At 45.8% G+C, this 25,902-nt stretch carries 25 protein-coding genes and 1 tRNA gene; 3 read left to right on the forward strand and 23 right to left on the reverse strand.

Translation table 11 applies throughout. The features are described from left to right. Positions 1–219: 219 nt before the first annotated feature. From darG to DKW60_RS08220, 11 genes are all read right to left on the reverse strand, one after another. On the reverse strand, positions 220–1,272 hold the full coding sequence (gene darG, locus DKW60_RS08170) for a type II toxin-antitoxin system antitoxin DNA ADP-ribosyl glycohydrolase DarG (protein WP_109837166.1): 1,053 nt from the start codon (positions 1,270–1,272) through the stop codon (positions 220–222). A gap of 8 nt (positions 1,273–1,280) precedes the next feature. After that, the gene (gene darT / locus DKW60_RS08175) at positions 1,281–1,889 is read right to left on the reverse strand and encodes a type II toxin-antitoxin system toxin DNA ADP-ribosyl transferase DarT (RefSeq protein WP_109837167.1); all 609 of its coding nucleotides are present in this window, start codon (positions 1,887–1,889) and stop codon (positions 1,281–1,283) included. Between the two features lie 35 nt (positions 1,890–1,924). Then, entirely contained in the window at positions 1,925–2,551 is a 627-nt protein-coding gene (locus DKW60_RS08180; protein WP_109837168.1) for a hypothetical protein, read from the reverse strand. Between the two features lie 58 nt (positions 2,552–2,609). Next, positions 2,610–2,879, reverse strand: coding sequence for a hypothetical protein (locus tag DKW60_RS08185; RefSeq protein ID WP_146203453.1), 270 nt, complete (start codon positions 2,877–2,879; stop codon positions 2,610–2,612). A gap of 105 nt (positions 2,880–2,984) precedes the next feature. Continuing rightward, positions 2,985–3,413: an IS200/IS605 family transposase gene (gene tnpA, locus DKW60_RS08190; protein ID WP_109837170.1), complete on the reverse strand. Its 429-nt coding sequence runs from the start codon at positions 3,411–3,413 to the stop codon at positions 2,985–2,987. Between the two features lie 91 nt (positions 3,414–3,504). Next, positions 3,505–3,918: a hypothetical protein gene (locus tag DKW60_RS08195; RefSeq protein WP_109837171.1), complete on the reverse strand. Its 414-nt coding sequence runs from the start codon at positions 3,916–3,918 to the stop codon at positions 3,505–3,507. Continuing rightward, positions 3,911–4,849 (reverse strand): endonuclease NucS domain-containing protein, encoded by a 939-nt coding sequence (locus DKW60_RS08200; protein ID WP_109837172.1) that lies wholly within the window; start codon positions 4,847–4,849, stop codon positions 3,911–3,913. The genes DKW60_RS08195 and DKW60_RS08200 overlap by 8 nt, the downstream gene beginning before the upstream one ends. Beyond that, on the reverse strand, positions 4,846–6,228 hold the full coding sequence (locus DKW60_RS08205; RefSeq protein WP_109837173.1) for a restriction endonuclease subunit S: 1,383 nt from the start codon (positions 6,226–6,228) through the stop codon (positions 4,846–4,848). The genes DKW60_RS08200 and DKW60_RS08205 overlap by 4 nt, the downstream gene beginning before the upstream one ends. After that, entirely contained in the window at positions 6,225–7,274 is a 1,050-nt protein-coding gene (locus DKW60_RS08210) for a PDDEXK nuclease domain-containing protein (protein ID WP_109837174.1), read from the reverse strand. The genes DKW60_RS08205 and DKW60_RS08210 overlap by 4 nt, the downstream gene beginning before the upstream one ends. After that, a complete protein-coding gene (locus tag DKW60_RS08215) occupies positions 7,274–9,646 on the reverse strand; it encodes a type I restriction-modification system subunit M (protein ID WP_109837175.1) in 2,373 nt (790 codons plus the stop codon). Before DKW60_RS08215 ends, DKW60_RS08210 begins: the two co-directional genes overlap by 1 nt. A 345-nt stretch (positions 9,647–9,991) precedes the next feature. Then, positions 9,992–10,068: transfer RNA gene (locus DKW60_RS08220), tRNA-Pro, on the reverse strand. A gap of 179 nt (positions 10,069–10,247) precedes the next feature. Here DKW60_RS08220 and DKW60_RS08225 point away from each other — a divergent pair. Continuing rightward, positions 10,248–11,120: a polysaccharide deacetylase family protein gene (locus DKW60_RS08225; RefSeq protein WP_109837176.1), complete on the forward strand. Its 873-nt coding sequence runs from the start codon at positions 10,248–10,250 to the stop codon at positions 11,118–11,120. Here DKW60_RS08225 and DKW60_RS08230 read toward each other — a convergent pair. From DKW60_RS08230 to DKW60_RS08285, 12 genes are all read right to left on the reverse strand, one after another. After that, positions 11,079–12,755, reverse strand: coding sequence for an AMP-binding protein (locus DKW60_RS08230; protein WP_109837177.1), 1,677 nt, complete (start codon positions 12,753–12,755; stop codon positions 11,079–11,081). The two genes, DKW60_RS08225 and DKW60_RS08230, sit on opposite strands and share 42 nt — an antisense overlap. A gap of 72 nt (positions 12,756–12,827) precedes the next feature. Continuing rightward, positions 12,828–14,165 (reverse strand): metalloprotease PmbA, encoded by a 1,338-nt coding sequence (gene pmbA, locus DKW60_RS08235; protein ID WP_109837178.1) that lies wholly within the window; start codon positions 14,163–14,165, stop codon positions 12,828–12,830. Positions 14,166–14,167: 2 nt separating this feature from the next. Then, on the reverse strand, positions 14,168–15,610 hold the full coding sequence (gene tldD, locus DKW60_RS08240) for a metalloprotease TldD (protein WP_109837179.1): 1,443 nt from the start codon (positions 15,608–15,610) through the stop codon (positions 14,168–14,170). Positions 15,611–15,666: 56 nt separating this feature from the next. Further along, positions 15,667–17,154, reverse strand: a complete 1,488-nt coding sequence (gene rng, locus DKW60_RS08245) for a ribonuclease G (protein ID WP_109837180.1) — start codon at positions 17,152–17,154, stop codon at positions 15,667–15,669. A 42-nt stretch (positions 17,155–17,196) separates the two neighbouring features. Next, positions 17,197–17,787, reverse strand: coding sequence for a Maf family protein (locus DKW60_RS08250; protein WP_109837181.1), 591 nt, complete (start codon positions 17,785–17,787; stop codon positions 17,197–17,199). Between the two features lies 1 nt (position 17,788). Beyond that, positions 17,789–18,262: a 23S rRNA (pseudouridine(1915)-N(3))-methyltransferase RlmH gene (gene rlmH / locus DKW60_RS08255; protein WP_109837182.1), complete on the reverse strand. Its 474-nt coding sequence runs from the start codon at positions 18,260–18,262 to the stop codon at positions 17,789–17,791. A 9-nt stretch (positions 18,263–18,271) separates the two neighbouring features. Beyond that, complete coding sequence (rsfS, locus tag DKW60_RS08260) at positions 18,272–18,631, reverse strand: ribosome silencing factor (protein ID WP_109837183.1); 360 nt, start codon at positions 18,629–18,631, stop codon at positions 18,272–18,274. Next, positions 18,631–19,281, reverse strand: a complete 651-nt coding sequence (gene nadD / locus DKW60_RS08265; protein ID WP_109837184.1) for a nicotinate-nucleotide adenylyltransferase — start codon at positions 19,279–19,281, stop codon at positions 18,631–18,633. The genes rsfS and nadD overlap by 1 nt, the downstream gene beginning before the upstream one ends. After that, entirely contained in the window at positions 19,278–20,543 is a 1,266-nt protein-coding gene (locus tag DKW60_RS08270) for a glutamate-5-semialdehyde dehydrogenase (RefSeq protein ID WP_109837185.1), read from the reverse strand. The genes nadD and DKW60_RS08270 overlap by 4 nt, the downstream gene beginning before the upstream one ends. A gap of 138 nt (positions 20,544–20,681) precedes the next feature. Continuing rightward, positions 20,682–21,722: a DUF4124 domain-containing protein gene (locus DKW60_RS08275; protein ID WP_109837223.1), complete on the reverse strand. Its 1,041-nt coding sequence runs from the start codon at positions 21,720–21,722 to the stop codon at positions 20,682–20,684. A gap of 237 nt (positions 21,723–21,959) precedes the next feature. After that, positions 21,960–23,135, reverse strand: coding sequence for a vWA domain-containing protein (locus tag DKW60_RS08280; RefSeq protein ID WP_109837186.1), 1,176 nt, complete (start codon positions 23,133–23,135; stop codon positions 21,960–21,962). A 3-nt stretch (positions 23,136–23,138) separates the two neighbouring features. Further along, the gene (locus DKW60_RS08285; protein ID WP_109837187.1) at positions 23,139–23,990 is read right to left on the reverse strand and encodes an AAA family ATPase; all 852 of its coding nucleotides are present in this window, start codon (positions 23,988–23,990) and stop codon (positions 23,139–23,141) included. Positions 23,991–24,202: 212 nt separating this feature from the next. Here DKW60_RS08285 and DKW60_RS08290 point away from each other — a divergent pair, with 212 nt between their 5' ends. Beyond that, a complete protein-coding gene (locus DKW60_RS08290) occupies positions 24,203–25,309 on the forward strand; it encodes a sensor domain-containing diguanylate cyclase (protein WP_109837188.1) in 1,107 nt (368 codons plus the stop codon). A gap of 124 nt (positions 25,310–25,433) precedes the next feature. Beyond that, positions 25,434–25,805 (forward strand): YkgJ family cysteine cluster protein, encoded by a 372-nt coding sequence (locus DKW60_RS24650; RefSeq protein WP_109837189.1) that lies wholly within the window; start codon positions 25,434–25,436, stop codon positions 25,803–25,805. Positions 25,806–25,902: the final 97 nt, after the last annotated feature.

Below are 25,902 nucleotides of genomic sequence, written 5' to 3' on the forward strand. Positions count from 1 at the left end.
GTAGTTCACCTGACGCTTACCGACTAAAAGCAAAAGACGCCCTTCAACTTTACCCAGAGTTTGCCAGCGCTGCTCACCACCTTCGATTCTATCAGGACGACTGTAAGCTAGCTGATCACTTTGAAATAAATAGGAATTTGACCCATCGTAAGCATCAATGAGTACCTAATCTATAGCGTCAGATATTGCAACATCACGATAACGCTTTATTAAATCAATCTAAGCAACTAACCAATCGTGCTCATTCAAGCGACGCCAAGCTGCCAAAATATGCGCGGGTTTCATCTGAGCTTTTCTTTTGTTCCAGCGGTGAACTTGTGTAACTAGCTCATCTTTAGAAAATTCTTTACCTACTAGCTCTTTCGTCACAACCCAGTGTACCGTCGATAAAAGCTCCATACCATTTTGAGACTCAAAGCCCTCAATCAAACTAGCAACCTTCTCAAAGTGCTGCTTAGTCTCAGGATGTTGCTCCAAGTAGGCAAGTGCCTCTTTAGACGCATCATCTTTCAACTCAATGGGTGTGTCAGGTTTATTTTGCCCGTCAGCATAGCCAGTAATAAAATGCCCTTCCATTCGGTTTAACACATGCCTCAAAACATCCGCATAAGGACCATAGTGATGCTTCTGGAAAACAACTTTTTCCATAGGCTCACCCGCAACCACCAAAAAATATACCAACTTCTGTACTTCAAGGAGTGATAAGCGATACCCAAATCCTGTAGACACATAGCGGTCAATTAAGCCAAGTACCGCCGCTCTACCTTTAGTCATGGCTGGTCGCGTCGTTTTGTTTGGCATTACTGGTGCATTGGGTGAAGTTTGTGGTGGGTAAATTCGCCACTCGACCTCAGGCAATTCAGCTAGGGATTCTTGGAGTATTTGCTCAACACTTTGCCATGGCAAACCGCCCAAACCGCTGCCCAGTGCGGGTATAGCAATAGATTTAAGCTCTAATCGTTTAACTTCCTTTTTGAGGCTTTCTAAGCCTTGCTCAACATACTCAAGCTTCGAGTTAGCCTTCCAGTGTGCTTTGGTAGGAAAATTAATAATGTAAAAAGGCGCACTAATTGAATTAAGAGAGACAGGTAACACTTTACCCGTCACGACAGACTTATTATCACATGCTTTTTTATAGACCTTAAAATTGTCAGGAAATGCCTTTTTAAATTGCAAGGCCAAGCCTTTACCCATCACTCCTACAGTATTGACTGTGTTGATGATGGCATCTGCCTGATCATGCAATATATTTCCTGTTTTATAAGTAATCATAATAAGTCCTAGTAATACCACTCCGGCTTCACAATAACCCTTGGTTTATGTGTCGCACTTTGGAGTAATGTATTAACCTCGTCAGCAACTTCTTGGGTTTTCACGCCTATCGTTTTGATAGACTGCCACGCGACTGATTCAAAAGCGAGAAATTCAGCTTGTTTCTCTTCACTAAAGCTTTGCCAGTATCTCTCTTTTATGATTTTATTAAAATCTAACTCAGAGAGCCTATCAAAGTCGTCAATTTGTTCTGCAAAATCCAAGTCTGCATGAATATCAGTAAAGAAACAGTAGTCGTTAGTCAACTGGATAGTGTCAATGTCACTGATCAAGTGTAACACGCGATCTTGTCCGCCTTGAAAGTCATCATGGCCTTTATGAATAACAAACAACATCACTGAGCGAGGACAAAAGTTAAAAGGTACATATTGCCCAATAGTTCCTCCAGCAGCTACCGTCACAGGACGAACTAACCTACGTTGCTTGATATGGCTATAGCCAATGTTTTGGTTTACCAAGCCAAGCTCAAGACGCTTTGCGTCTGACCATAGGCAGCCATGACTGAGAATGCTCGTCAAGTTATCAATGTGTGTAATATGTGAGACCTTAACTGCCATCTAATCCGATGCCTATTTTATAGCTAGCACTCATATTACTTGGACTTCGGCAAAACTGCATCACGGAAAGTAATAATCTTATCAACCAAGATTTCTACACTATCCTCACCCATTAATTCCTCCATAGGTATTTCAAACCCAACACCATAGAACTGCTTATTATCATCTATACTTTTCAGTACTGGAGTGTCCGTACATTCAGGCCAATCAACCTCACCCCAAACACTATGAAACCAGTCAACCTTGGACTTTTTATGTGGCGCGACTAAGTGACATCGTACAACACTCTGGGCTTCCTCTGCTGACACTGCAAAATCGAGCGCACTTTCCGACTCTTCATCTTCTACTGCTGTATCGGTAACAACATCAATGACAAGTAGCCAGTCACCAGGCCGCTGGGCTTTCTTTTCTGATCCATGTAAGAAAAAGTAAGAGGTAGCGACACCCGGCAACAAATCCCATGCCCAACAATCAAGCACATTAGAAAGTCGAGGGGCAGGCCTATGATAGACCTTAGGCTCCCAAGAAAAATACTCCAGTTCAAGGCGTTCATCATGACTCATATCGCTCAGTAGTAGGTGGATACGTTGGTAATATGATGCGAGTAATCGGTGCCCCACTCTGACCTGACTTAAAAGTGCTTTCTTTGCTGCAATATCCATAGTGATTGTTTCAGTATTTATTTGTTAATGCTGGAGAGTACGTAGTGTTTTCGTGAAACTAACTTGGCCACGCATCCATTACACTCAAACTCAGTGGCTGTTTGGCATAAAGTTTCGGTAATACATCCCACCGTAATTCCTGTGAGCGAATACCGTATAACTCCAAAGATTCGAGCATGTCTTCTACTATCCGCTTATCCTGAGCATCTAAGTCATGAGAGAGAAGTAGTTTTCGAAGTTCATAAGCTATGGGTTGCCACTCACGCGCATTGGCTAACTGAAATTGATCATGCTTGTCGCGTATTGCGTCAGTATCGAATTCGGCCAATATTTTTCCAACACGACCTATTGCCAAGAACTCAACAACCACCAGCTAAAGCAGGTGGGTTAGCATAAAGGACTGAAAGTCCGGATACGGGTCAAGTAGACCCGTCTAATCTTCCGTTTTAAAATTATCGTCTCCTTTAGGCTCGAAGTGATGCTCAAGATACTCCTTAATCATTTCTTCCGTTAAATCACCAGAGGTTACACAAAAATAGCCTCGAGCCCAAAAGTGCCGTCCCCAAAAGCGCCTTTTTAAGTCGGGGAAGGACTCAAATAGTTTGGCTGAGCTCCGTCCTTTAATTCGCCGCATGATTTCACTGGGAGCCATTGTGGGTGGTGCTGAAACGAGTAAGTGAACATGATCCTTACTCACAACCCCTTTCAGAATTTCTATCTCAAAGACCTCGCATGTCTGACGCACTAATTCACGAACTCTGATTCCCACATCACCTGTAAGTACTTGGTAACGATATTTTGTTACAAAAACAAAATGATACTGTATTTTGAAAACTGTGTGGCTGCCATACCGATACTCCATCTTAGCCTCTCCGCTGTAAACTTAGCTGAAAGGAAAAGTATCGCAGATAAATCTGACCGTCTAAAGACGGTGGTTTTAACCTTGAAGAGGACTAATAAAGAGGCTTTGTTTGAGATTCTTGGTCATAGTAGCCTTCTATTTCTAAGCGCCATTGCTCATGATATTGGTCGCCACCTTCAGGTGGTTTAACCTCAACTAAGAGATCACAATCAGCAAAGCGTAGTAACAAATCAGGCTCAACAAAGTTACGGCTTTTATGATTTGGCAGTTCATAACGCGGCCAATAATCAATCCCTTTGAACTCTGTAAAATCTCCGCCACCCAGCCATTTTTTTAATAAGCGATGTTGCAACAAACCTGATAAATAGGTGAAGCGTGAGAAAAAGGCTGACGTTAAAAGGTCTTCGCGCTGTTGGTAAAGCTGACGCCAGCTAAGTGACGTTTTATCTATATCTTTGTCCACTTCAATGCGGCCAGCTTTACTGTGGATAATGGCATTAAGCATTCTCGTAGCTCTTCAAAATCAACGCCTTAGCACGCTCTAGCTCATCAGCGCTACGCACATCCACCAACAAATCACCCGTTCCCCAATGCCCCTTGTTACTTCCGTCTTGCGTAAAACCATCGCTTGAATCTTCCCCAGGCAGCTTAAGCGTTAGTTGAACCCGTGGGTCTTTTTTCTGTGGTAATACAATGACACACACAAAGTTCTTAATAAGCTTGAAGGCCGTATAGAGCTTGAGTTCTTTGCGCTGTACTTCATCACCCAATTGCTCTGCATAGGTACAGAGTGAGTCATACAAAGCCGTTAGCTCAGGACTCGCCACTGCAATGCGTTCTGCCTGCGTTTTATCTACATTGCGTTTGGCTTTGATAGGCGCTTCGGCTGTGTTTGGTTTGCTGATTTTAACGGGGGTGCTCGTGACATCGGCATCATGCGCATGAACCAGTTCTAAGGCGATTAAGTCTTCACCAAAATAACGGTAGCGCATGAGATCAATATTGCGCTCTATTTGTTGGACGGCGTATTCATCATAACGGTTGAAACCGCTCGCAATACACACCAAGCGTGTGCCAGCCCATTCAATTTGCTCCGCGACTTCAGCGCCGAGTTTTTGCTGGGTGAGTAGTTGTATCTCTGCCTGATGATCCATGAGCCAATCGAGGTAAAACAAGCCCTGATTGATCACGTTTTCATTTTGATGGCGCTTGTATTCAATAATTACAGGGGCGTTATTTTCATCGAGACCTAAGCTATCAATGCGGCCTTTGTGGGTTTTTCCTGTGGTGTATTCTCTGGCAAGAAAGCGCACCCCTAGAAAGGTTTCCATATTCGCTTCGATAAGGTTTTGCAGGTCTTTTTCAAGGTTAGCCGCCTGACCTTTGAGTTCATTGACCCTGTTGCCGTGAAGGCTGAAAAGTTTCAGGTCACTCATGCAACAACCTCTTCGGCTTCGTTACTAGCGGGCTTTGTAGGCTGCCAATTTCGGACGTCGATTTTGCCTGTGACTGCGGCGGAGATTAGGGCGGTGCGGCGTTCTTGCAATAGCTCTATAGCCTTATTTGATTGGCACTCCAACTCATCAATACGGGCTGTAAGTTTTTTAATATGTTTTATTATTTCTGACCTTTCTTCTTCTGGTGGTAGTGCTAATTGAAAATTAACTAAAAAATCCGCAGGCACACGTTTAAGTCCACCAGCTCCAGTCATTGCGCCAGTCGCCATTTCCATAAAAACATCCTCTTGTAACCGATAATAGAGGAAATCGTTCAAGCCAGATTCTGGTACACGCAAAACATATATTTCCGATGACCCAAAGCCAATCCCATTTACTAAACCTCTGGCAACAACCATATTTTTATTTTCAAAGCAGGGAGTCACCTTAGCTAGCAAAAGGTCCTCATCTCTAAAATATGTATACCCATCAAAGACATCAGAAATATTTTTAACCTCATCAAGTAGCAATAGGTCTTTTTTCAATTTTTCCATCGGAATAAAACTACATTGTTTGCGTTTATGAAGTTCTACTTCCGTTTTTTTTGGTGTTAATTCAGCCTTATATTTTACTTTTGTAACCACCCAATGCTCCGGCACTTCCCCCAACCACTCTACCCCAGAATCCCGCATAGTCACATCAGGATTAAGTCCTTTCGTCACCGCGTGACTAATCACCGCTTGGCGCTTTTCTTTTAGCAGCTTAATGAGCTGCTGTTGCTTTTCGATCAGCGTATCGATTTTGGCGGTTTCGTGGTCGAGGAAGTTGGCAATTGTTTCTTGTTCTACATAATCTGGCGATGCATATGGGTAGTTAGCGAGTATTTCTGATGGAACACGCTTTAAGCCACCCGCTCCAGTCATCGCACCTATCGCCAAGTCCATAAATCCATCTTCTTGCAGTCTGTAGAACAAGAATCTGTTATGGACTGTTTTAGTGGCTCTTATGGTATAAATTTCGGAGGAGCCGAAGCCAATTTCGTTGGTTAAACCTTTCGCAATAGCAATATTTTTATTTTCAAAGCATGGCGTAACTTTTGCCATCAAAATGTCGTTTTCAGCGAAGTATGTATATCCATCGTAAACGGCATCAATTTGTCTAACTTCATCTAAAACAAGAGAGTCGGTTTTTAACTTTTCCATTGCAACAAAACTACAATTAAGACTTCGGTCAACAGAAGGCTTTCGGGGCGTTATTTCTGCAATGTACTTCACTCTGGTCAAATACCAATGAGACGGAATCGTTTTTAACCGCTCAACTCCAGATTCCTTATATAAGTGGTAAGCCTGATATTTCTTACTAGGGCCTATGATACTCACAGCTCGCCCTCCAGCTCACGCTCAATCTCCTCAATACTCGGCAAGCTAGATTTCAAATTATCGGGTAAAGACTGTGTCAGCTGATACTCCGTCACACCCAACGGCTTTTGCACATCACTCAACGCATATTCCACAACCGTCTTATCTTTGCTTTTACACAAGAGAATCCCAATCGTTGGTTGATCGCCTTCCTGACGAATTTGCTCATCCACTGCTTTAATATAAAAGTTAAGTTTGCCAACATGCTCAGGTTCAAAATCAACCACTTTAAGCTCAATCACCACGTGGCAATGGAGGCGAGTATGATAAAACAGTAAGTCTAAATAAAAGTCGCGCTCACCAACTTGTATCGCTACTTGCCGCCCCATGTAAGCGAAGCCAGAGCCAAGTTCTAATAAAAACTGTGTGATGTGTTCGATTAAGCCTTGTTCTAGCTCACGTTCGTTGTAGTCGTTGCGCAGTGTCAGAAAATCAAAAATATACGGGTCTTTTAAGGTTTGCTGGGCAAGGTCGGACTGTATCGCGGGTAGTGTTGCGTCAAAGTTCGTTAGTGCGCCACCTTCGCGTTTGTACAAACCGCTTTCAATTTGATGAACCAGTACGCTGCGACTCCACCCATGCGAGATGATTTGTGTCACATAATAGTGGGCCTCTTGCTGACTTTTGCACTTACTAATGAGCTGAGCATTATGCCCCCAAGGAATACTTGTCAATTGCGCAACAAGCTGTTGCGCAATTGCAGCCTCTTCATGCCAATACAAATACCATTGCCTAATAACTTCAAGGTTACGCTGTGAAAACCCTTTGATTTCAGGGAACTCAGTCATTAGGTCTTGGCTAAGGCGCTTTAGAAAACCACTTCCCCATTCAGTATTTTTCTGGCGCTCCACAATCTGTTCGCCAAGCTGCCAGTAGTATTGAAGCAATGTCTGATTGACCTGAATAGACGCTTGTATCTGTGTCTGTCTGAACTCTTGTTTTAATGAGGTTAACCACTTTTTGTATGTTTCATCATTTTGTAAGGCTAAGTCTTTATTGTTAGGCATCAGGTGTGTACCTCCTTCAGAAGCGCCATAATCTCCGCACTCACCTTATCCAAATCCGCATCAATCTCCGCTAAATCCCGCGGTGGCTGGTACTGGTAAAAGTGTCGATTAAACGGAATCTCATAGCCCACAATCCCAATTTCCTCATCCAGAGCATCAGTCTTGCTAGCATCAATCCACGCATCGGGTACATGCGGTTGTACCTCTTTGGCAAAGTAAGCTTCGTTCACCTCATTCACGGGCTGCGAGGGGTCAAGGTTTACGTTTTCGTGGTCGCGTAGATTGCCGTCAGGTTTGTATTCTATCGTCTTACCGTCCACCTCAAACAAGCCATATTGCGGATTCGCCTCGGTGTTTTTATGGACTTTCTTAATCACCTTTTCTGCGTCTGGGTTTATCCAACTCACCGCTGCCGTGATCTGCTTTTTCTCATACGCATCTAAGTTGATGTTCTGTGACTTACAGGCCGCTTTCACATCAGCATCGTAGTCATTCATATCATCGTGCTGGTAAGTGCCAATCGCGGTTTGTAGCTGCTTCGCTTTGAGTAAGGCTCGCTTCTGTTTTTCCCATGTCTCGACATTGAGCAGTTCTTTTATTTTGGCTTCTTTTAGCTCGCTAAAGTTAGCTTTAACATACTTACGAATCGCGGTTTCGTGTTGAGTTAATACACCATACGCTTCCAGCTCAAGGCCATACTTAGCAGAAGCCTCACCGACCATTTCAACCTCTGGCGTTTCACTGCTGTCAGTCCAGTTTCCACCATAGGTCTCATACACCCATTTCATCACCGCATTCAGTGGCTTCGGGGCAAAGCGTAGTTCTGCGATTCGTTCATCACTAAACTGATAACTCTCACGTAACGGACGTTCGATAGTAATGCGACGATACCCAAACTCATGCGTATCAAAGATCTTGCTGGCGAAGGTTTTAGGTGCGTCGTTTTTAGGGTTCTCTGACTGGCGACCACGGTTGCTTTTTTGCTCGGCAGGCTTATCCAGCTCACGCGCCTCCACCACTTCAAACTCACCAAAAGTACGCGTGATGGTGGCAATATCATCCGCGCTCATTTCATTGCGCTTACTGCCCAGTGACTTGCGCATTTTGCCGCAAAGGTTCACGCCATTGATCAGCTGCACTTTGCCTTTGCGCTCGGCCGCTTTTTTATTCGACAACACCCACACATAAGTTGCGATACCGGTGTTGTAGAACATATCCGTTGGCAACGCGACGATGGCTTCCAGTAAGTCAGCTTCTAAAATATAACGACGGATTTCCGATTCACCCGACCCCGCGCCGCCGGTAAACAGCGGGGAGCCATTGAGGATAATGCCGATACGGCTGCCGCCTTCGCTGGCATCCCGCATCTTGCTAATCAGGTGCATCAGGAACAGCAAGGAGCCGTCTGAGACTCGCGGTAAGCCGGGGCCAAAACGTCCGTCAAAGCCTTTTTGCAAATGCTCTGTTTTGATGATATCGACGATCTTTTTCCAGTCCACACCAAATGGTGGGTTAGACAGCATGTAATCAAACCGCACCCCAAAGAATTGATCGTTGGATAAGGTGTTGCCCAACTTGATGTTATTCACATCCTGCCCTTTGATGAGCATATCCGCTTTACAAATCGCGTAACTTTCAGGATTCAGCTCTTGGCCATAAGCACGGATCACCGCTTGCGGGTTGAGCTCGTGAACGTATTCCATCCCCGAGGAAAGGAAGCCGCCGGTTCCCGCTGTAAGGTCAAAGATAGTACGGACAATGCCTTCTTTAGTGAGGAGGTCATCGTCTTCAATAAACACCAACGCCGTGGTCAGGCGCACGATGTCACGCGGGGTAAAGTGCTCTCCGGCGGTTTCGTTGGAGCTTTCAGCAAAGCGACGGATCAGCTCTTCAAACACTAAGCCCATATCGTGGTTGGAGATGACATCGGGACTCAGATCCGTGGCTTTAACTCTCTCAACCACCTTGTACAGCAAGTCAGCGTCGTTTAACTGACCAATGAATTCGGCAAAGTTGAAGTACTCAAAGATCTGGCGTGCGTCTGGGGAGAAGTTTTGGATGTAGTTTTCCAGGTTCTCTTTAATACCGTTTTGCCCGAGCTTTGACAAGTCCATGGCTGAGGTGTTGTAAAAGCTGAGGCCGCTGGCTCTGAGTAAAAACTTTTCGTGAGCTTCTTCGGGCAACCCCGTGCCTTGAAGGCGCTTGGATTCCTCAAGCACTTTATCTTTGCTGTCTTGCAGCACGCACTCTAAACGACGCAGCAGCGTAAACGGCAGGATGATGCGACCGTATTGGCTTTGTTTGAAGTCACCGCGTAACAGATCAGCGATAGACCAGCAGTAAGCTGCCAGGTTGTTTGGGGTTTGTTCCATGCGGGTAAGACTCCGTTCTTTTCAGGTTGGCTTATTTTATACCACTAGTTGTTAAATAGGCTAAAAAACTACGGGTTGGCTTCAAGATTTGTACTTATGAAGAGGTCGCTTTTAACCATGACGGTACTGAAAAATATCGTGCCGTCACTGCCAAACAAGGATTCATATGGCCAAGTAGCAAACAACTTGCGTTTCTTATGCCGGGCTTGAATATCAGCCATTATGGAGAACCTAGCCAGATGTCAGTGAAGGATTTGCTGTTTTATCAGGAGGAGTATTAATGTTGAGAGAGGTTCGTCCATGATGTGGACGGTGGACTAGATGAGACTATATAGGCTTCTGAAATGGTCGGGATAGCAGGATTCGAACCTACGACCCCCACACCCCCAGTGTGGTGCGCTACCAGACTGCGCTATATCCCGATTCAGAAGCCGCGTAGAATACCCGAACTTATCAAAAAACTAAAGTAATAATCATCAGCAACCTCACTATCAGGCCGCCTATCTGATTCTATCCCGCTAATCCCTGTATCACGGGCTAAATGTTGTCATTCGTAGCATGATTATCAAAACTATAACTAACAAAAAAATGAGGCGAGAACGTGATTTTCACCGTAGACGTAGAGGACTGGTCTCAGTCTGTACTCGACCGCAATAACTCCGTCACCGAGCGGGTACTACGCAGTACTCACACCGTGATGGATGTATTATCCGAAAATGGCACCACAGCAACCTTCTTTACGCTTGGCAATGTGGCTGAGAAATTTCCCGAACTTATCCAACGCATGGTCAAAGAAGGTCATGAAGTGGCATCACACGGTTATTCTCATCAAAATATCTACAGCATGAGCCCGGTGCAAATGCAGGAAGATATTTCAAAGTCGGTAAAGATTCTGGAAGATGCCGGCGGCGAAAAAGTGATTGGATTCCGTGCGCCTAACTTCTCGATTCGTGAACACCTATTCCATCCATTTTGTGAAGCACTACAGGCGAGTGGCATTCGCTATGACTCATCACTCTTTCCAATGAAGGTGCTGAAGTACGGGATCGAGAAAAAGTATGATCTCAGCGTGTTTCAGGAGTACGGCATTGACGAGTTCTATCTAAGTTACATCAAACTAGGCAAATATAAGCTGCCCTACTTTGGTGGTGGCTACTTTCGCTTATCACCCTATGCCATGACAAATGCCCTGATCAAACCATTACCGGAATCAGCTGTTTTTTATATGCATCCTTATGAAGTTGATCACGAAGAACTGAGCTTTGTTAAAGAGCAATACGGAAAGATACCCTTCAAATGGAGGCTAACCCAGTTTGTGGGACGTAAAGGGATTCAGGATAAATTAAGTCGTCTGATAAAAGATCAGGATATGATGTCGTTCAGAGATGCGTATTATCCGGCAAACGTGTCACGCTCAGACCGAGCCAATAACTTAAGTTCCGAAGTAGGTAGTTTTTCGCAGCTCACGGCGTAATAAGCGACCAGACTTCAAACGAGGAATGCGCTCAACAAATTCAATATGCTTGGGGCACTTGTAACCACTAAGCTTGGATCTGCAAAAACCCAGTATTCCTTCCTCATCATGCTCCAGTGGATTAGCAGGCACGACAAATAACTTAACAGCCTCTCCGGAGCGATCATCCGGAGCGGCTACGACTGCAGCATCTTTGACACTATCCAGCGACAGAACCAAACGCTCTACTTCACTTGGATAGACAACAAAGCCTGATACATTCACTATATCGCGGATACGGTCAATCACTTTAAGATAGCCCAGCTCGGAGATCACCGCAACATCGCCCGTGCGGAACCAACCTTCCTTATCCATGACTTGCCTGGTGGCATCAGCTTGTCGCCAATAGCCTTCCATGACCTGCGGGCCTTTTACCCATAGCTCGCCGGGAGTATCAATACCCAATTCATTACCACTAAGATCGCGAATGGAGACCTCTGTTGATGGCAGTGGTAAGCCGACAGTTCCATTATATTTGAGTATATGCAGCGGATTAATCGTGACTGCCGGGGACGTTTCTGTCATGCCGTAGCATTCGATAATTGGCGTTCCGGTAACTTGTGACCAGTCCTTTACGACGGATGGGTGAACAGGCATACCGCCGGATAAGGACAGTTTTAACTCACCGAAATCCAGCGCTTCAAAGCCCTCGGTCCGTACCAATTCACGAAAATAGGTACTCACGCCAACCAACATGGAAAATTCATATTTCTCCAGCAGCTTGACGATTATTTCACAATCCCGGCCATCTGCGATTAATAAGTTGCGTGCGCCAATTTTAATCGGGAATAACAAGGTCGCGGCAAAACCAAAGATATGGCACAACGGCAGTGCTGATACGACGGTTTCTTCACCCAGTCTCAAATCAATAGATGCCCAGCTAGCCGACTGCATCGTATTGGCAATCAGATTGCGATGCGACAACATGACACCTTTGGGGACACCCTCAGTGCCACTCGTGTATTGGATGAGCGCCAGATCTTCCGGCTGGATAATTGGATCCGCATATAGCGACTTAGATTTGCGCAGTGTTTTGCTAAAGCAGACTGATTTTTTTAGTTGGTAGGTTGGTACGCGACTGGAAATCCACTTATGCTTAAAGTTGACGGCGGTCTTGCGTTTGATCCCTAATAAGTCTGCAAGCTGAGTTAAGATAACCGTCTCAACATCGGTATCACCCACAACATTTGATAGCTTACGGGCGCAGTCTTCTAAAGCAACAACACAACGGCAGCCTGAATCTTTGAGTTGATAACGAAGTTCGCGTTGCGTACAAAGCGGATCAATATTAACGACCGTAAGGCCAGCACGCAGAGCTGCAAATACAGCGACAGGATATTGCAATAGATTGGGAATCATCAGCGCAATACGGTCACCCTGATACAGTCCTAACTCTTTGACCAGATAGGCGGCCATGCGCTTGCTGAGCACATCCAGATTGCGATAGCTTAATTCTTGGCCAAGACTAACAAACGCAACATGATCAGCATATCGTTCAGCACTACGCCGGAACAGATCCGCAAGGGAAGTATATTCCCTCAGATCAATTTCTGCAGCGATACCTTCCGGGTATTGCTTTAACCAGATCCTTTCCAATCTATTCCCTATGTCCCTGATAAATCGCGATTAAGACCCTCAGCATACTACGCTATTGTCTCAGGAATATCACTACTCACCAGAGATCATCATTTGCTCAACTAAGATGGAACCTGTGCGAGTACCAATACGTCGATCCGTATCATTTCCAATAGCCACAATCCCTCCCAGCATATCTTTTAAGTTACCCGCGATCGTGATTTCTTCAACAGGATATTGAATCACACCCTTTTCTACCCAGAACCCCGTCGCACCTCGAGAATAATCACCGGTAATACCATTAATGCCGCTACCAATCAATCCGGTCAGCAGCAGGCCGGTATCCATCAGTCTAAGCATTTCAGCAAAGCCTTGTCCGGTAGAATCAACCGTCAGATTGTGTAAGCCGCCTGAGTTTCCGGTGGACTGCAAGCCAAGCTTTCTGGCTGAGTAGCTACCCATGATATAGGTCTGAACAATGCCGTCACGCACAATATCCTGCTCCCGGGTTGCCACGCCTTCAGAGTCATAACTCGCACTGCGCATGCCCTGCGGAATAAACGGGCGTTCATATAGATTCACAAAATCAGGAAAGACTTTACTGCCCACACTATCAAGTAAATAACTCGCTTTGCGATATTGAGCGCTACCGCCAATGGCTGATGTGAAGTGACCCAGTAGGCCACTCGCCAGGCGGGGAATGTAAAGTACCGGGCACTGGCGACTCGTCAACTTACGGGCATCCAAACGTGACAGAGTTTCTTCAGCGGCTTTTTGTCCGACGATTTCCGGACTGTCTAACTGGCTACCAATACGGGAACTGTCGTACCAGTAATCACGCTGCATACCATCACCATCTGCTTCATTGGCAATGACTGAGCAACTCAGGGAATGTGAACTGCTGGCTCTGACAGCTGCAAAACCATGAGAATTAGCATAGGCACTAAGACCACTATAAGTACTGACACTCGCACCATCGGAGTTAGTGATTCGCGGGTCGAATTCTCGGGCAGCATTTTCACAAGCAATCGCTTTCTCAATAGCCTGCTCTGCAGTGATATCCCACGGATGATACAAGTCCAGATCAGGAAATTCAGTGGCCATCAACTCAGCATCTGCCAGACCACGACATTCATCCTCAGAGGTATACTTAGCGATGTTACAGGCTGCACGCACGGTATCACTGATTGCCGCATCTGACAGATCACCAGTACTGGCTGTGCCCTGACGCTGTCCAAAATAGACGGTTACGCCCAGCCCCTGATCACGGTGGTACTCCAACTTATCAATCTCTGCCATACGCACATCAACAGACAAACCATCGCCTGTACTAATACCGGCTGCGGCACTGGTCGCACCTTGTTTTTTAGCTTCGTCCAATACCTTTTGAGATAAGGTTAACAGGGCTTCTTTTTTTGCTTGAATTGTCATGATTAACCCGCTGTTCCACCTACTGTTAAGCCATCAATTTTCAGTGTTGGCTGGCCAACACCAACCGGCACACTCTGTCCTGCTTTACCGCATACACCAACGCCTTTATCCAGTTCAAGGTCGTTTCCTATCATGCTGATTCGAGTCATTACCTCAGGGCCATTACCAATCAGTGTCGCGCCCTTCACCGGACTCGTCACTTTGCCGTCTTCAATTAAATAGGCTTCAGATGCAGAGAACACAAATTTTCCAGAGGTAATATCAACTTGCCCACCGCCAAAATTGACCGCGTAAAGCCCGTTCTTCACAGAAGCCAAAATCTCTTCCGGCTCGCGCTCACCCGCCAGCATATAGGTATTTGTCATACGAGGCATTGGCAAACTATCGTAAGACTCACGACGACCATTACCCGTTGATTGCACACCCATCAGACGCGCATTCATTTTATCCTGCATATACCCTTTGAGCACTCCATCTTCGATCAAGGTCGTGCATTGCGTCGGCACACCTTCATCATCAATGGTTAGTGAGCCCCGACGATCTTGCATCGTGCCATTATCAACCACGGTGACACCCTTCGCGGCGACTTGCTCACCAATGCGTCCACTAAATGCGGATGTGCCCTTACGATTAAAATCACCTTCCAAACCATGTCCAACCGCTTCATGTAGCAATACACCCGGCCAGCCGTTACCCAGTACCACCACTTGCTCACCCATGGGTGCATCAACGGCTTCTATTTTAACCAAAGCCTGGCGAACCGCTTCGTCAACATAGCCCTTCACGCGATCAGCCTGTGCAAAAAAATCCATACCAAAACGGCCACCACCACCGCTGCCAGCACTTTCACGTTTACCATCTTTTTCGATAATGACGCTGACATTCATTCGCACCATGGGTCGTACATCCGCACTTAAGTGACCTTCTTGATCCGCCACTAAAATCACTTCATGGGTCGCGCCGATATTAGCAATCACTTGCTCAACGTAAGGACTGGCTGCTCTGGCAGTTGTGTCTGCCAGGCGCAATAATTCAATCTTCTCTGCTTCTGTCAGAGTATCCAGCGGATTTTCATGAGTATATAGCAGAGGAACAGAGGGCTGACGTTGCCAGGCACTCACTCTGCCATTCTGCCCTGCCCGACTGATTGCCGAGGCTGACCTGGCAGACACTAACAAAGCATCCAGACTAATTTCATCGGAGTAAGCAAAGCCTGTTTTTTCACCGCTGACCGAACGCACACCAACACCTTGACTGATACTGTAAGAGCCAGACTTGATCATGCTATCTTCCAGAGACCAGCCCTCTGCTCGTTTCGACTGAAAATACAGATCAGCCATATCGGTCTGTGGCCCGACTAGTTCATCAAATACCTTATCTAAGCGGGCGGTATCTAAGTCATAAGGTGTCAGCAAAGTTGCTTCAGCAACGTCTATTAGATTCATATAAGTGACCTGTCGTGCCGCAGCACATTGCTTTGTTCGTATTATTGACTATGGGGCTAAAGTAGCACGACATCAAACTGCTCTTGCGTGTACATGGCTTCCACCTGAAAACGGATTGGTTTAGCAACAAACTCCTGCAGCTCCGCCAGACTATCAGACTCCTCATCTAACAATAAATCAACCACATCCTGCGAAGCCAGTACCAGCAACTCACGGGCATCGAACTGTCTCGACTCTCGCGAGATTTCACGAAATAGCTCATAACACACAGTGACGGCCGTTTTGACAAAGCCCCTGCCACTACACACGGTGCAAGGCTCACACAAAGTCTGCAATAAGCTCTCACGGGTACGCTTACGCGTCATTTCAACCAGACCTAATGATGACACACCACTGACCGCAGTCTTTGCAGTATCACGCTCCAGAGCTCGCTCTAGTGAAGATATGACCTGCTTCTTGTGATCCTCTGTCTTCATATCAATAAAGTCGAGGATGATAATACCGCCTAAATTTCGAAGTCGAACTTGCTTAGCAATTCCTTGAGCGGCCTCCAGATTCGTCTTAAAAATGGTTTCTTCCAGATTACGATGACCGACATAACCACCGGTATTCACATCAATGGTAGTCATGGCCTCGGTCTGATCAATAATCAGATAACCACCCGATTTGAGCTGCACTTTTCGTTTCAGCGCTTTTTGAATATCATCCTCGACACCATAGAGATCGAAGATCGGACGCTCCCCGGGATAGTGCTCAACTTTATCTTTAAGCTCCGGAATGTAGGTCTGGCAAAACTCTTTCAGGCCAGAGGCCGTTTCTCTGGAATCGACCAGAATTTTTTTAATATCTTCACTGACGACATCACGAAGAATACGCTTGGATAATGGTAGCTCGGTGTAAAGCAGTGCTACTTTCTTTGATTGTTTGGCACGCTGCATGACCTTGGTCCAGACGCGATTCAAAAATCGCATATCTGCCCGTAATGCAGTTTCGCTAATGCCTTCCGTCACAGTACGAACAATAAAGCCGTAACTATAGTTTTCCTCTTCACGAATCTGATTCACCAGATTTTTCAGACGCAGACGCTCTTCTTCAGATTCAATCTTACTGGACACACCTATGGTCGGCGTATCAGGCATTAGCACAAGATAGCGAGATGGAATCGTCACATAAGTGGTCAGCCGTGCGCCCTTAGTACCGAGTGGGTCTTTCACCACCTGTACCATGACTTGGCTACCCTCGTGAAGGACCTGATTAATTTTGGGTGGAGGAATGTCTTCGGCAGGAATGGAATCGCCCATTAACACGCCTTTTTTCTGCATAGATAAGTCAGAAGCATGCAGGAAGGCTGCTTTATCCTGACCGATATCAATGAAGGCAGCTTCCATGCCCGGAAGCACACGGCTAACTTTGCCGTGGTAAATATTGCCAACAATACCTTGATGGGCGTTACGTTCCACCAATATTTCTTCAAGCGCACCATTGTTCGCTAAGGCTACGCGGCACTCCTGAGGAGTGATATTAATCAGGATTTCTGCACTCACAAAGACCGCCTATTATTCTAGTATTAATGGGCTATGCGCAAATCAGGATTGTTTCAGTAAACCAGTTATTCCTGCTTGCTGTAATAGCTGTGATGTTTCAAATATGGGCAGACCCATAATACCGGAATATGAGCCTTCAATTCTTTCGATAAAGATCGCAGCGATACCTTGAACGGCATAAGCCCCGGCTTTATCGTGTGGTTCTCCGGTTTGCCAGTAATCGGCAATCTCATCCCGGCTGATTGCTCTGAATTTTACCCGGCTCACCGAGGTGGTGATGTGTGATACACCTTTATATACCAACGCAACGGATGTATGTATTTCATGCCACTGATTGGACATTTCGAGGAGCATACGCTCCGCATCTGCAAAGTCACGCGGTTTGAGTAGCACCTGTCCATTTAACAAACCAACGGTGTCTGAGCCTAACACCGGATATTGACCGTTCGTATCCAGTGCGCCCTGTTGAGCTTTTTGTTCGGCTAAGCGTAACACTAAGTCTGTCACAGACTCACCTTGTTGAGGCGTTTCGTCAATATCTACCGGATGAACTAACGGTGTGATACCAATCTGTGTCAAGAGTTCCTGACGTCGTGGTGATGCTGACGCTAATACTAGCTGAAGTGCTGACATGCTAGCCCGCCCTGTGGTAAGGATGGTTTTCCGTGATGGTCCAGGCCCGATAAAGCTGCTCGGCCACAATCACGCGAACCATTGGGTGCGGAAAGGTCAGGTTTGACAGTGACCAATGCTCATCAACCTGCTTAATAAAATCACGAGTCAAGCCATCTGGCCCACCGATAATCAATGCGATATCCGGCCCTTGCATCATCCAGTCTTCCAGACGTTCAGCCAGCTTCTCAGTACTCCAGATTTTACCTAATCCGTCTAGCGCCACAATACGACAATTGGGCGGTAGCGCCTGTCGAATTTTCTCTGCTTCTTTTTGCTGAATATCACTGGCATTGACATTTTTTCCGCGCTTTTCAGGGGGTATTTCTTTGAGTATCAGCCTGCAATGCGGTGGCATGCGATTCGCATACTCCTCATAGCCCTGCTTTACCCATGCCGGCATTTTATTGCCAACGGCCAGTAGATGAATCTGCACCTCGAAGAATTACTCGTCTTCAGCAGTTGCTACTTTCTCGATGACTTCCGGGCGTTCCCAGATTTTCTCAAGCTTATAGAAGTCACGAACAGCCGGTAGCATAACGTGTACAACCACATCATTCAGATCAACCAAGACCCACTCACCTTCCAGCTCACCTTCAGAGCCCAACGGCTCAATGCCGGCATCTTTAGCGCTGACCTGAACCGCATTGGCTAACGATTTTACATGGCGAGTGGAGGTTCCACTGGCCAAAACGATGGTATCAGTCATTGATGATTTACCCTGAATATCAATAACCTGAATATCTTCTGCCTTCATATCATCCAATGAGGTACGGACGAGTTCTACTAGTTGTGCTAATTCCATTATGGTGTTCTATATAAGTGTTTTTGCTGAATATAATCATACACAGCATCGGGGACGAGATAACGAATACTTCGTCCTTCGGCTTGCTGATGTCTAATATCGGTCGCTGAAATAGACAGCGCGGTGGTCTCTACAAAAAAGAGTTTGCCAGCCGGTTGCGCATGAAGATCCAGCGTATTTTCTGTTTGCAGGGCTTGTGCCCACGCTTGCAAAGGTTGCGCAGTATAGTCCGGTCTGGACGTAACTACCAGATGCGCGAGTGTAATGATAGTTTTCCATTTGTGCCAAGTGGTAAAACTTAGGAAGGCGTCCATGCCAATTATCAGGCAAATCGAACACTCATTTCCGACATCCTTACGCAAGGATCGCAAGGTATCCACGGTATAAGAAGCCCCATCTCGCTGCAACTCACGGTCATCCGGCACAAACAAATCGTTATTTTGTGTTGCCAGCCGAACCATTTCTAAACGTTGCTCAGCCGAAGCCAGCGTTTGGGGACGATGTGGCGGTATATTGCCAGGAATCAAATGAATCCGCTGAAGCGATGAGTCAGCAGTTCCATTCGCTGATAATGCTTCAGCAACTTCCTGAGTAGCCCGAAGATGGCCGATGTGAATCGGGTCAAACGTGCCGCCACGAACACCGATCATTGGCGGATGTGACCATCACCTAACACAACATACTTGAGGGAAGTCAGTCCTTCCAAGCCGACCGGTCCGCGGGCATGTAACTTATCCGTACTAATACCAATTTCTGCACCCAAGCCATATTCAAAGCCATCTGCAAAGCGTGTTGAGGCATTCACCATCACAGAGGAAGAGTCCACTTCACGAAGGAAACGACGTGCTTTGGTGTAATTCTCGGTCACAATACTGTCAGTATGCTGAGAGCTGTAGGTATTGATATGGACAATTGCAGCATCCATGTCGTCTACCACGCGAATCGCGAGTATCGGTGCCAGATATTCCGTGTTCCAGTCTTCTTCGGTAGCGGCGACACAACCCGGTAAAATATCACGGGTACGATCACAACCTCGTAACTCTACCTCATGAGATGCATACGCTTCTGCCAACTTCGGTAAAATTGATTCCGCTATAGGCGCAGCCACTAACAAGGTTTCCATCGTATTGCAGGTACCGTAGCGTTGGGTCTTTGAATTCAATGCGACGCTGATAGCTTTTTCTTCGTCTGCCTGCTCATCAATAAACACGTGGCAAATACCATCCAAGTGTTTGATGACAGGAATCAGAGAATCCGCACTGACTCGCTCAATCAGACCTTTACCGCCACGAGGAATAATGACATCTACACTGTCTTTTAAGCGCAGCAATTCACCCACCGCTTCACGGTCAGTTGTCTCAACCACCTGCACACACTCGCCGGGTAAGTTAGCTTCCTGTAAGCCTTGCTGAATACACTCGGCAATTGCTTTGTTGGAATGAATCGCCTCGGAGCCACCACGCAAAATAGTCGCATTACCGGACTTCAAACAAAGCGCCGCAGCATCTGCCGTTACATTTGGGCGAGACTCATAAATAATACCGATAACACCCAAGGGAACACGCATTTTACCGATCTGAATTCCACTGGGGCGATACGCCATATCGGAAATTTCCCCCACAGGATCAGCCAATGCAGCAATCTGGCGTATACCTTCCGCCATGGTTGCGATATTTGCATCGGTGAGTGCCAGACGATCTAACAGGGCTGCATCCAAGCCTTTCGCCACACCGGATTCAAGGTCTTTAGCATTCTCTGTTTTTAAGTAATCGCCTTTTGCTTCTAACAAATCGGCGATTACCAGCAGTGCTTTGTTCTTGGTAGCCGCTTCAGCAGCGGCCAGAACGGTAGAGGCACTACGAGCATGTCGTCCGACTTGTTGCATGTATTCGGCAATGTTTGCGTTATTCATGGTTTCCTTGGTTTTTTAAAGATCGCATCACTGCGACTCAACATTAAGAATACCTAGTATATAAAAAATCTGACAAACCCACGACTATTTCAAACACGCATTGCACGATTTAATAGTTACTAAGTAAAACCAGCTAACTCAGCGATACAGAAAGTGCTCTTGCTGTAACCGTTCAACATTTAATGAAAGGGGATAATAACGCTCGTCATCACGATATTTATTGTTAGGGTAGTCAAAACAATAGCGCTCAACCTCCTCTTCCTGCTTTTTAATATCGGCCTCAGACGTTCTCATAAATGGATGCTCCAAATCAGCTAAGATAACCTTACTCACATCGCAATATTCCGAACGAATCCAGTTCTGGCGCGCCTTAACTTGAGCATCGCCATCCAGTGAATCGTCACAATAACGTTCCACTTCAAAGGCAACTTCTTTTGTCTTTCTTGCCACTTCGGACGCACTTAAATAACGTTTTTTCTGCCGATAGAAACCCTCAACACCCCAGGCAACGCGAAGCTCGCCTTTTTCATCGTAATAATACTGAAAACCTTTTTCCTGCAACACGGCCAGGTGTCTGCGATTATCCCGACACAAAGATTTTTTGAAATTGGTAATCGCTTTGCTTTTGGGTGGTTTAGTCGCGTGTGTTTGCTCCTGAATCCTTTCCAGATCATAAAACGTAGCATCCAAACTGCTGAGAAGCAGATGTGCGGATTGCGCGGTGACCGCAGTTGCAGCGACTGACTTAGTTTTAGGCGCAGCTCTCTCAGTCCTACGCTTAGGCGTTACTTTTCTCTTAGGTGCTGACCGGGTAATTTGTCGGGTCTTGCTTCCCCGAACGATCTTCGCCATACGTAATTGTTGCTTGGGGCGTGTCACACGTTTTTTGCGTGGCTTGGTCTTTTGTACTGCGCTCTTTGATTTTCGTAGTTTTCTTTTAGTGGACGACACCTTGCGTTTAACAGGCCTACTAACTGGTCTTTGCTTTTTAAGCACCTTGCGTTTAGTGGTCTTCGCTTTTTTCGCAGCAGGCTTAGCTTTATGACGTGCAGACTTGGGTGGCTGATCACTAAAATGCGTTTCGCCTTTAGCATCTACCCACCGGTAAACCTGAGCGGAAGCGATTGATGAATAAAACAACGCCAATAGCGTCAAAACCACAGTAAACAGTCGCTTCATGTGCATAGCAATCCCTTTGCAATTGATCAGTCAGATCATCAGGTCAAGCTAGGCTTAACCCATCCATGCGCTATGAATATCATACTCATTAACGATAGTTCACGATTGAGCGGTGTTCTCCGGTTGTTCGGTTGTAACTAGCAGATATGCTCACAATGTAAACGGGGAAATTCTTGTGTATGCAGTCATAAAGTCGGGAATTGGTTCGCTCGTAATGTGCTCTGAACTCAAACCATACTAACGACTCAACTCCGTCATCGCCTCTTCTAGCCCCTTGGCGGTTAAGGGGTACATCCGGTCTTCCATCATACGACGAATAATGCCAATCGATTGTGTGAAGTCCCAATATTCAAACCGGGTCGGATTAATCCAGACCGTTTTATCAAAGCTACCCATTAAGCGCTGCATCCACGCTTGGCCGGACTCTGAATTATTATGCTCGATACTGCCGCCGGCATAACTAATTTCCCAAGGCGACATCGATGCATCACCAATGAAAATCACTTTGTAGTCTTTGCTGTAACGGTTGAGAATATCCAATACAGGAATGCGCTCATTATGCCGACGCCGGTTGTCTTTCCACACGGACTCATAGATGAAATTGTGGAAGTAATAATACTCCATGTGCTTGAATTCAGTTCGTGCTGCAGAGAATAAGGTTTCACAAAGCTGTACGTATTCATCCATCGAACCACCGACATCAAAAAACAGTAGAACTTTAACGGCATTATGCCTTTCCGGTACCATTTTAATATCCAGCAACCCTGCATTATTAGCAGTGCTGCGAATGGTGTCATCGAGATCTAGCTTATCCGCTGCCCCTTCACGGGCAAATTTGCGCAAGCGTCGTAACGACACTTTCATATTGCGTGGGCTCAAATCACTGGAATCGTCCAGGTTTTTAAACTCACGTTTCTCCCAGACCTTCACGGCACTTCGGTTGCCACCCGGACCACCGATACGAATCCCCGCCGGATTGTAACCACCATGCCCAAATGGGGAAGTCCCCCCGGTTCCAATCCATTTATTACCGCCTTCATGACGTTCTTTTTGTTCTTCCAGACGTTCTTTAAATTGCTTTATCAGCTCATCCAAACCACCCAGACTTTTGACTTTTGCCTTATCTTCGTCGCTCAGTTGTTTAATGAATTCATTGCGCAACCAATCATCCGGAATCAAAGCCTCAACCAGACCTTCCAGTGATTCCAAGCCGCTCATAAACGCCTGAAAGCCTTTATCATACTTATCAAAATGCTTTTCATCTTTGACCAGCAGGATTCGGGCGAGGTAATAAAATTCCTCTGTATCAGCCAGCACTAAATTCGCATCCAGTGCTGCCAGTAAATCCAGATGTTCACGTATCGAGACCGGCACACCATGAGCTTTAAGTGTATAAAACAGATTCGTCAGCATGACTTAACGTGTTTCACGTCGATGCATAAAGGCCAAACGCTCCAACAGCGACACATCTTGCTCATTCTTTAACAGCGCGCCATATAGCGGAGGAATCGCTTTGCTTTGATCGCGGTTGCTCAGTACATCTTCCGGAATATCATCTGACATTAACAGCTTTAACCAGTCGATTAACTCACTGGTTGAGGGGCGCTTTTTTAGCCCCGGCACCGTGCGTAACTCGAAGAATATCTCCAGTGCTTGGTTAACCAGTTTTTTCTGAATCTCCGGGTAATGCACCGAAATAATATCGCGCATCGTGTCACGATCCGGGAAGTTAATGAAATGGAAGAAACAACGACGCAAAAAGGCATCCGGCAGCTCTTTTTCATTATTACTGGTGATGATAATAATCGGACGATGTTTGGCCTTTATGGTCTCACCAGTTTCATAAACAAAGAACTCCATCTTATCCAACTCTTGTAGTAGGTCATTGGGGAATTCAATATCCGCTTTGTCAATTTCATCAATTAATAACACCACTTGCTCGTCAGAGGCGAAGGCTTCCCATAGCTTTCCCTGTCGAATGTAGTTACTGATATTACTGACATCCACATCACCGGTATTCAACTGTGAATCACGTAAGCGAGACACTGCATCGTACTCATACAAGCCTTGCTGCGCCTTTGTTGTGGATTTAATGTGCCATTGCACGAGACGCTTTCCCAGAGAGCCAGCTACCTGCTCAGCCAACATTGTTTTTCCGGTGCCAGGCTCACCTTTGATAAGTAGTGGGCGCTGTAGAGAAATCGCTGCGTTAACCGCAATTTGTAAATCATCGGTGGCAATATATTCATTCGTGCCTTGGAATTTCATAACATTTCCGGATTGGTTATTTAGCCACTGATCTTAACAACAAAAATTTGTCTGATACATAACAAATATCGCCTTATGTCGGAGTATCGTCCATCGTATTTTCAGGCGACATTTATAGGTATGATTTATCATTGAACTGTTGATATAGATCTTAAAAAGAACTCAGCATATGCTACAATTGATTAAATTTAATACATTAAAATAAACTATCTATGAGCAATACTCCCACCCACAGTATTGAACGAATTGGTCGATCAATATACCCCCTTAGAGTATTTGGCTTTATTCTGTTTGGCATCAGTATTCTATTGTCACACTCTAAAACGGAATCTCCCATGGATACCTGGAGTATTCTTGGGCTGATTACTTGCGTCGTTTATCCGCACCTTGCGTACTTAAGTTACCTCCGCAATGAACTACGCGAGACAGAAATCAGACACATGCAGGTCGACATGGCGCTCATTGGTGCTATCTCAGCATTGATCCACTTTACTCCGGCCATCGTGTTACCTTATCTGATTGCAAACTCCGCTGCGAATTACGCGCTGCGCGGCATGCAACAAGTGGTCAAAGGTTTGGCACTGGCCTTTGTATCTGCACTATTGGTAGGACTATTCTTAAATCAAACTATCGTTCATGAAACACAGCCAGTTGAATTATTGGGACCATTCTTTTATCTGATCATTGTCACTCATTACATGGGGCACTTAGCCTATACCCGTGGTATTTCGTTGCTAAAGCGTAAGGAAGAGGCTGAGAAGATGGCTCATCTTGACTTTTTAACTGGACTGATCAACCGCCGCTCACTGTTTCAACAAATTCGGCAAAACGATACGCAGACAGACGCTGAAACACCTGATACCACTACCATCATCATGGTAGATTTAGATTACTTCAAACAAGTCAATGACACTCATGGTCATGACCATGGCGATGCCGTGTTGGTACAAGTCAGCCGACTATTGAAAAACAGCCTTCGTGATACCGATCTGGTTGCCCGTTGGGGTGGTGAAGAGTTTTTGGTCCTGCTTCCCAAGACTAATCACAAACAAGGAATGATGGTTGCTGAGGGACTGAGAGAGAAAGTAGCTAATGGCGTATTTTCTCATGATGGGATTGATCATAAGATCACACTAACTCTGGGTGTTGCCTCATATACCTGTGAGTCTGACTTTCAACAAACCATTCAACTCGCTGATAAGGCGTTATACGAAGGAAAACAGTTTGGGCGCAATCGCGTTGTATCTGCCGATGATGGCTCCTCTGTCAGAGAGACACTACCCTGTAAGTCCAAAGCTAAGGATGCCACACCCGCCTGATACTCCCGAATAGCGCATTGACTGTGTAGTACGCTTCACCACCGATAGTGACTTTGTCTAACCCACGCAAAGCGTTATAATTTGACGTCAGTTAACGATCTAAACTTGTCGCTCGGAGTGTCACATCAAAGAATGTAATTCATGTGGAAAGTGTTGTATCAAATACAGCAACGGCCAGCTCTCAGCGTCACAAGACGAGATTGAATACTGGGAAGTTTTCAGGCCCGAAATTGCCGAGTATGTCAACAATGGCAAAATCTGGACAGACCCAAAAACCCGTGAACCTATCGAATTATGTCCATGGCTTACTAAACAGCCGGATAGTCATGTTTATACCTGCGATATCTACTTTGACCGTCCGGATGATTGTCGCTATTACCCCGTCACCATCGCAGAAATGATCAAGGATGAGTGTGAGATGCTGCAACAGCATGATATTGATAATCCTGGGATCGCTCAGGAAGCACTTGATAGGATAATGGCTGATAGTCGCTAGTTAGCTCAATATTGGTTGATGAGATTTCATTTGCCTACATTCAGAAACTGTAGCCCAGCGTTTGCCATACGAAATCCACCCCAGTTTAATCAGGGTG

Origin of the sequence: Leucothrix pacifica (assembly GCF_003172875.1) — a bacterium.
GTDB lineage: Bacteria > Pseudomonadota > Gammaproteobacteria > Thiotrichales > Thiotrichaceae > Leucothrix > Leucothrix pacifica.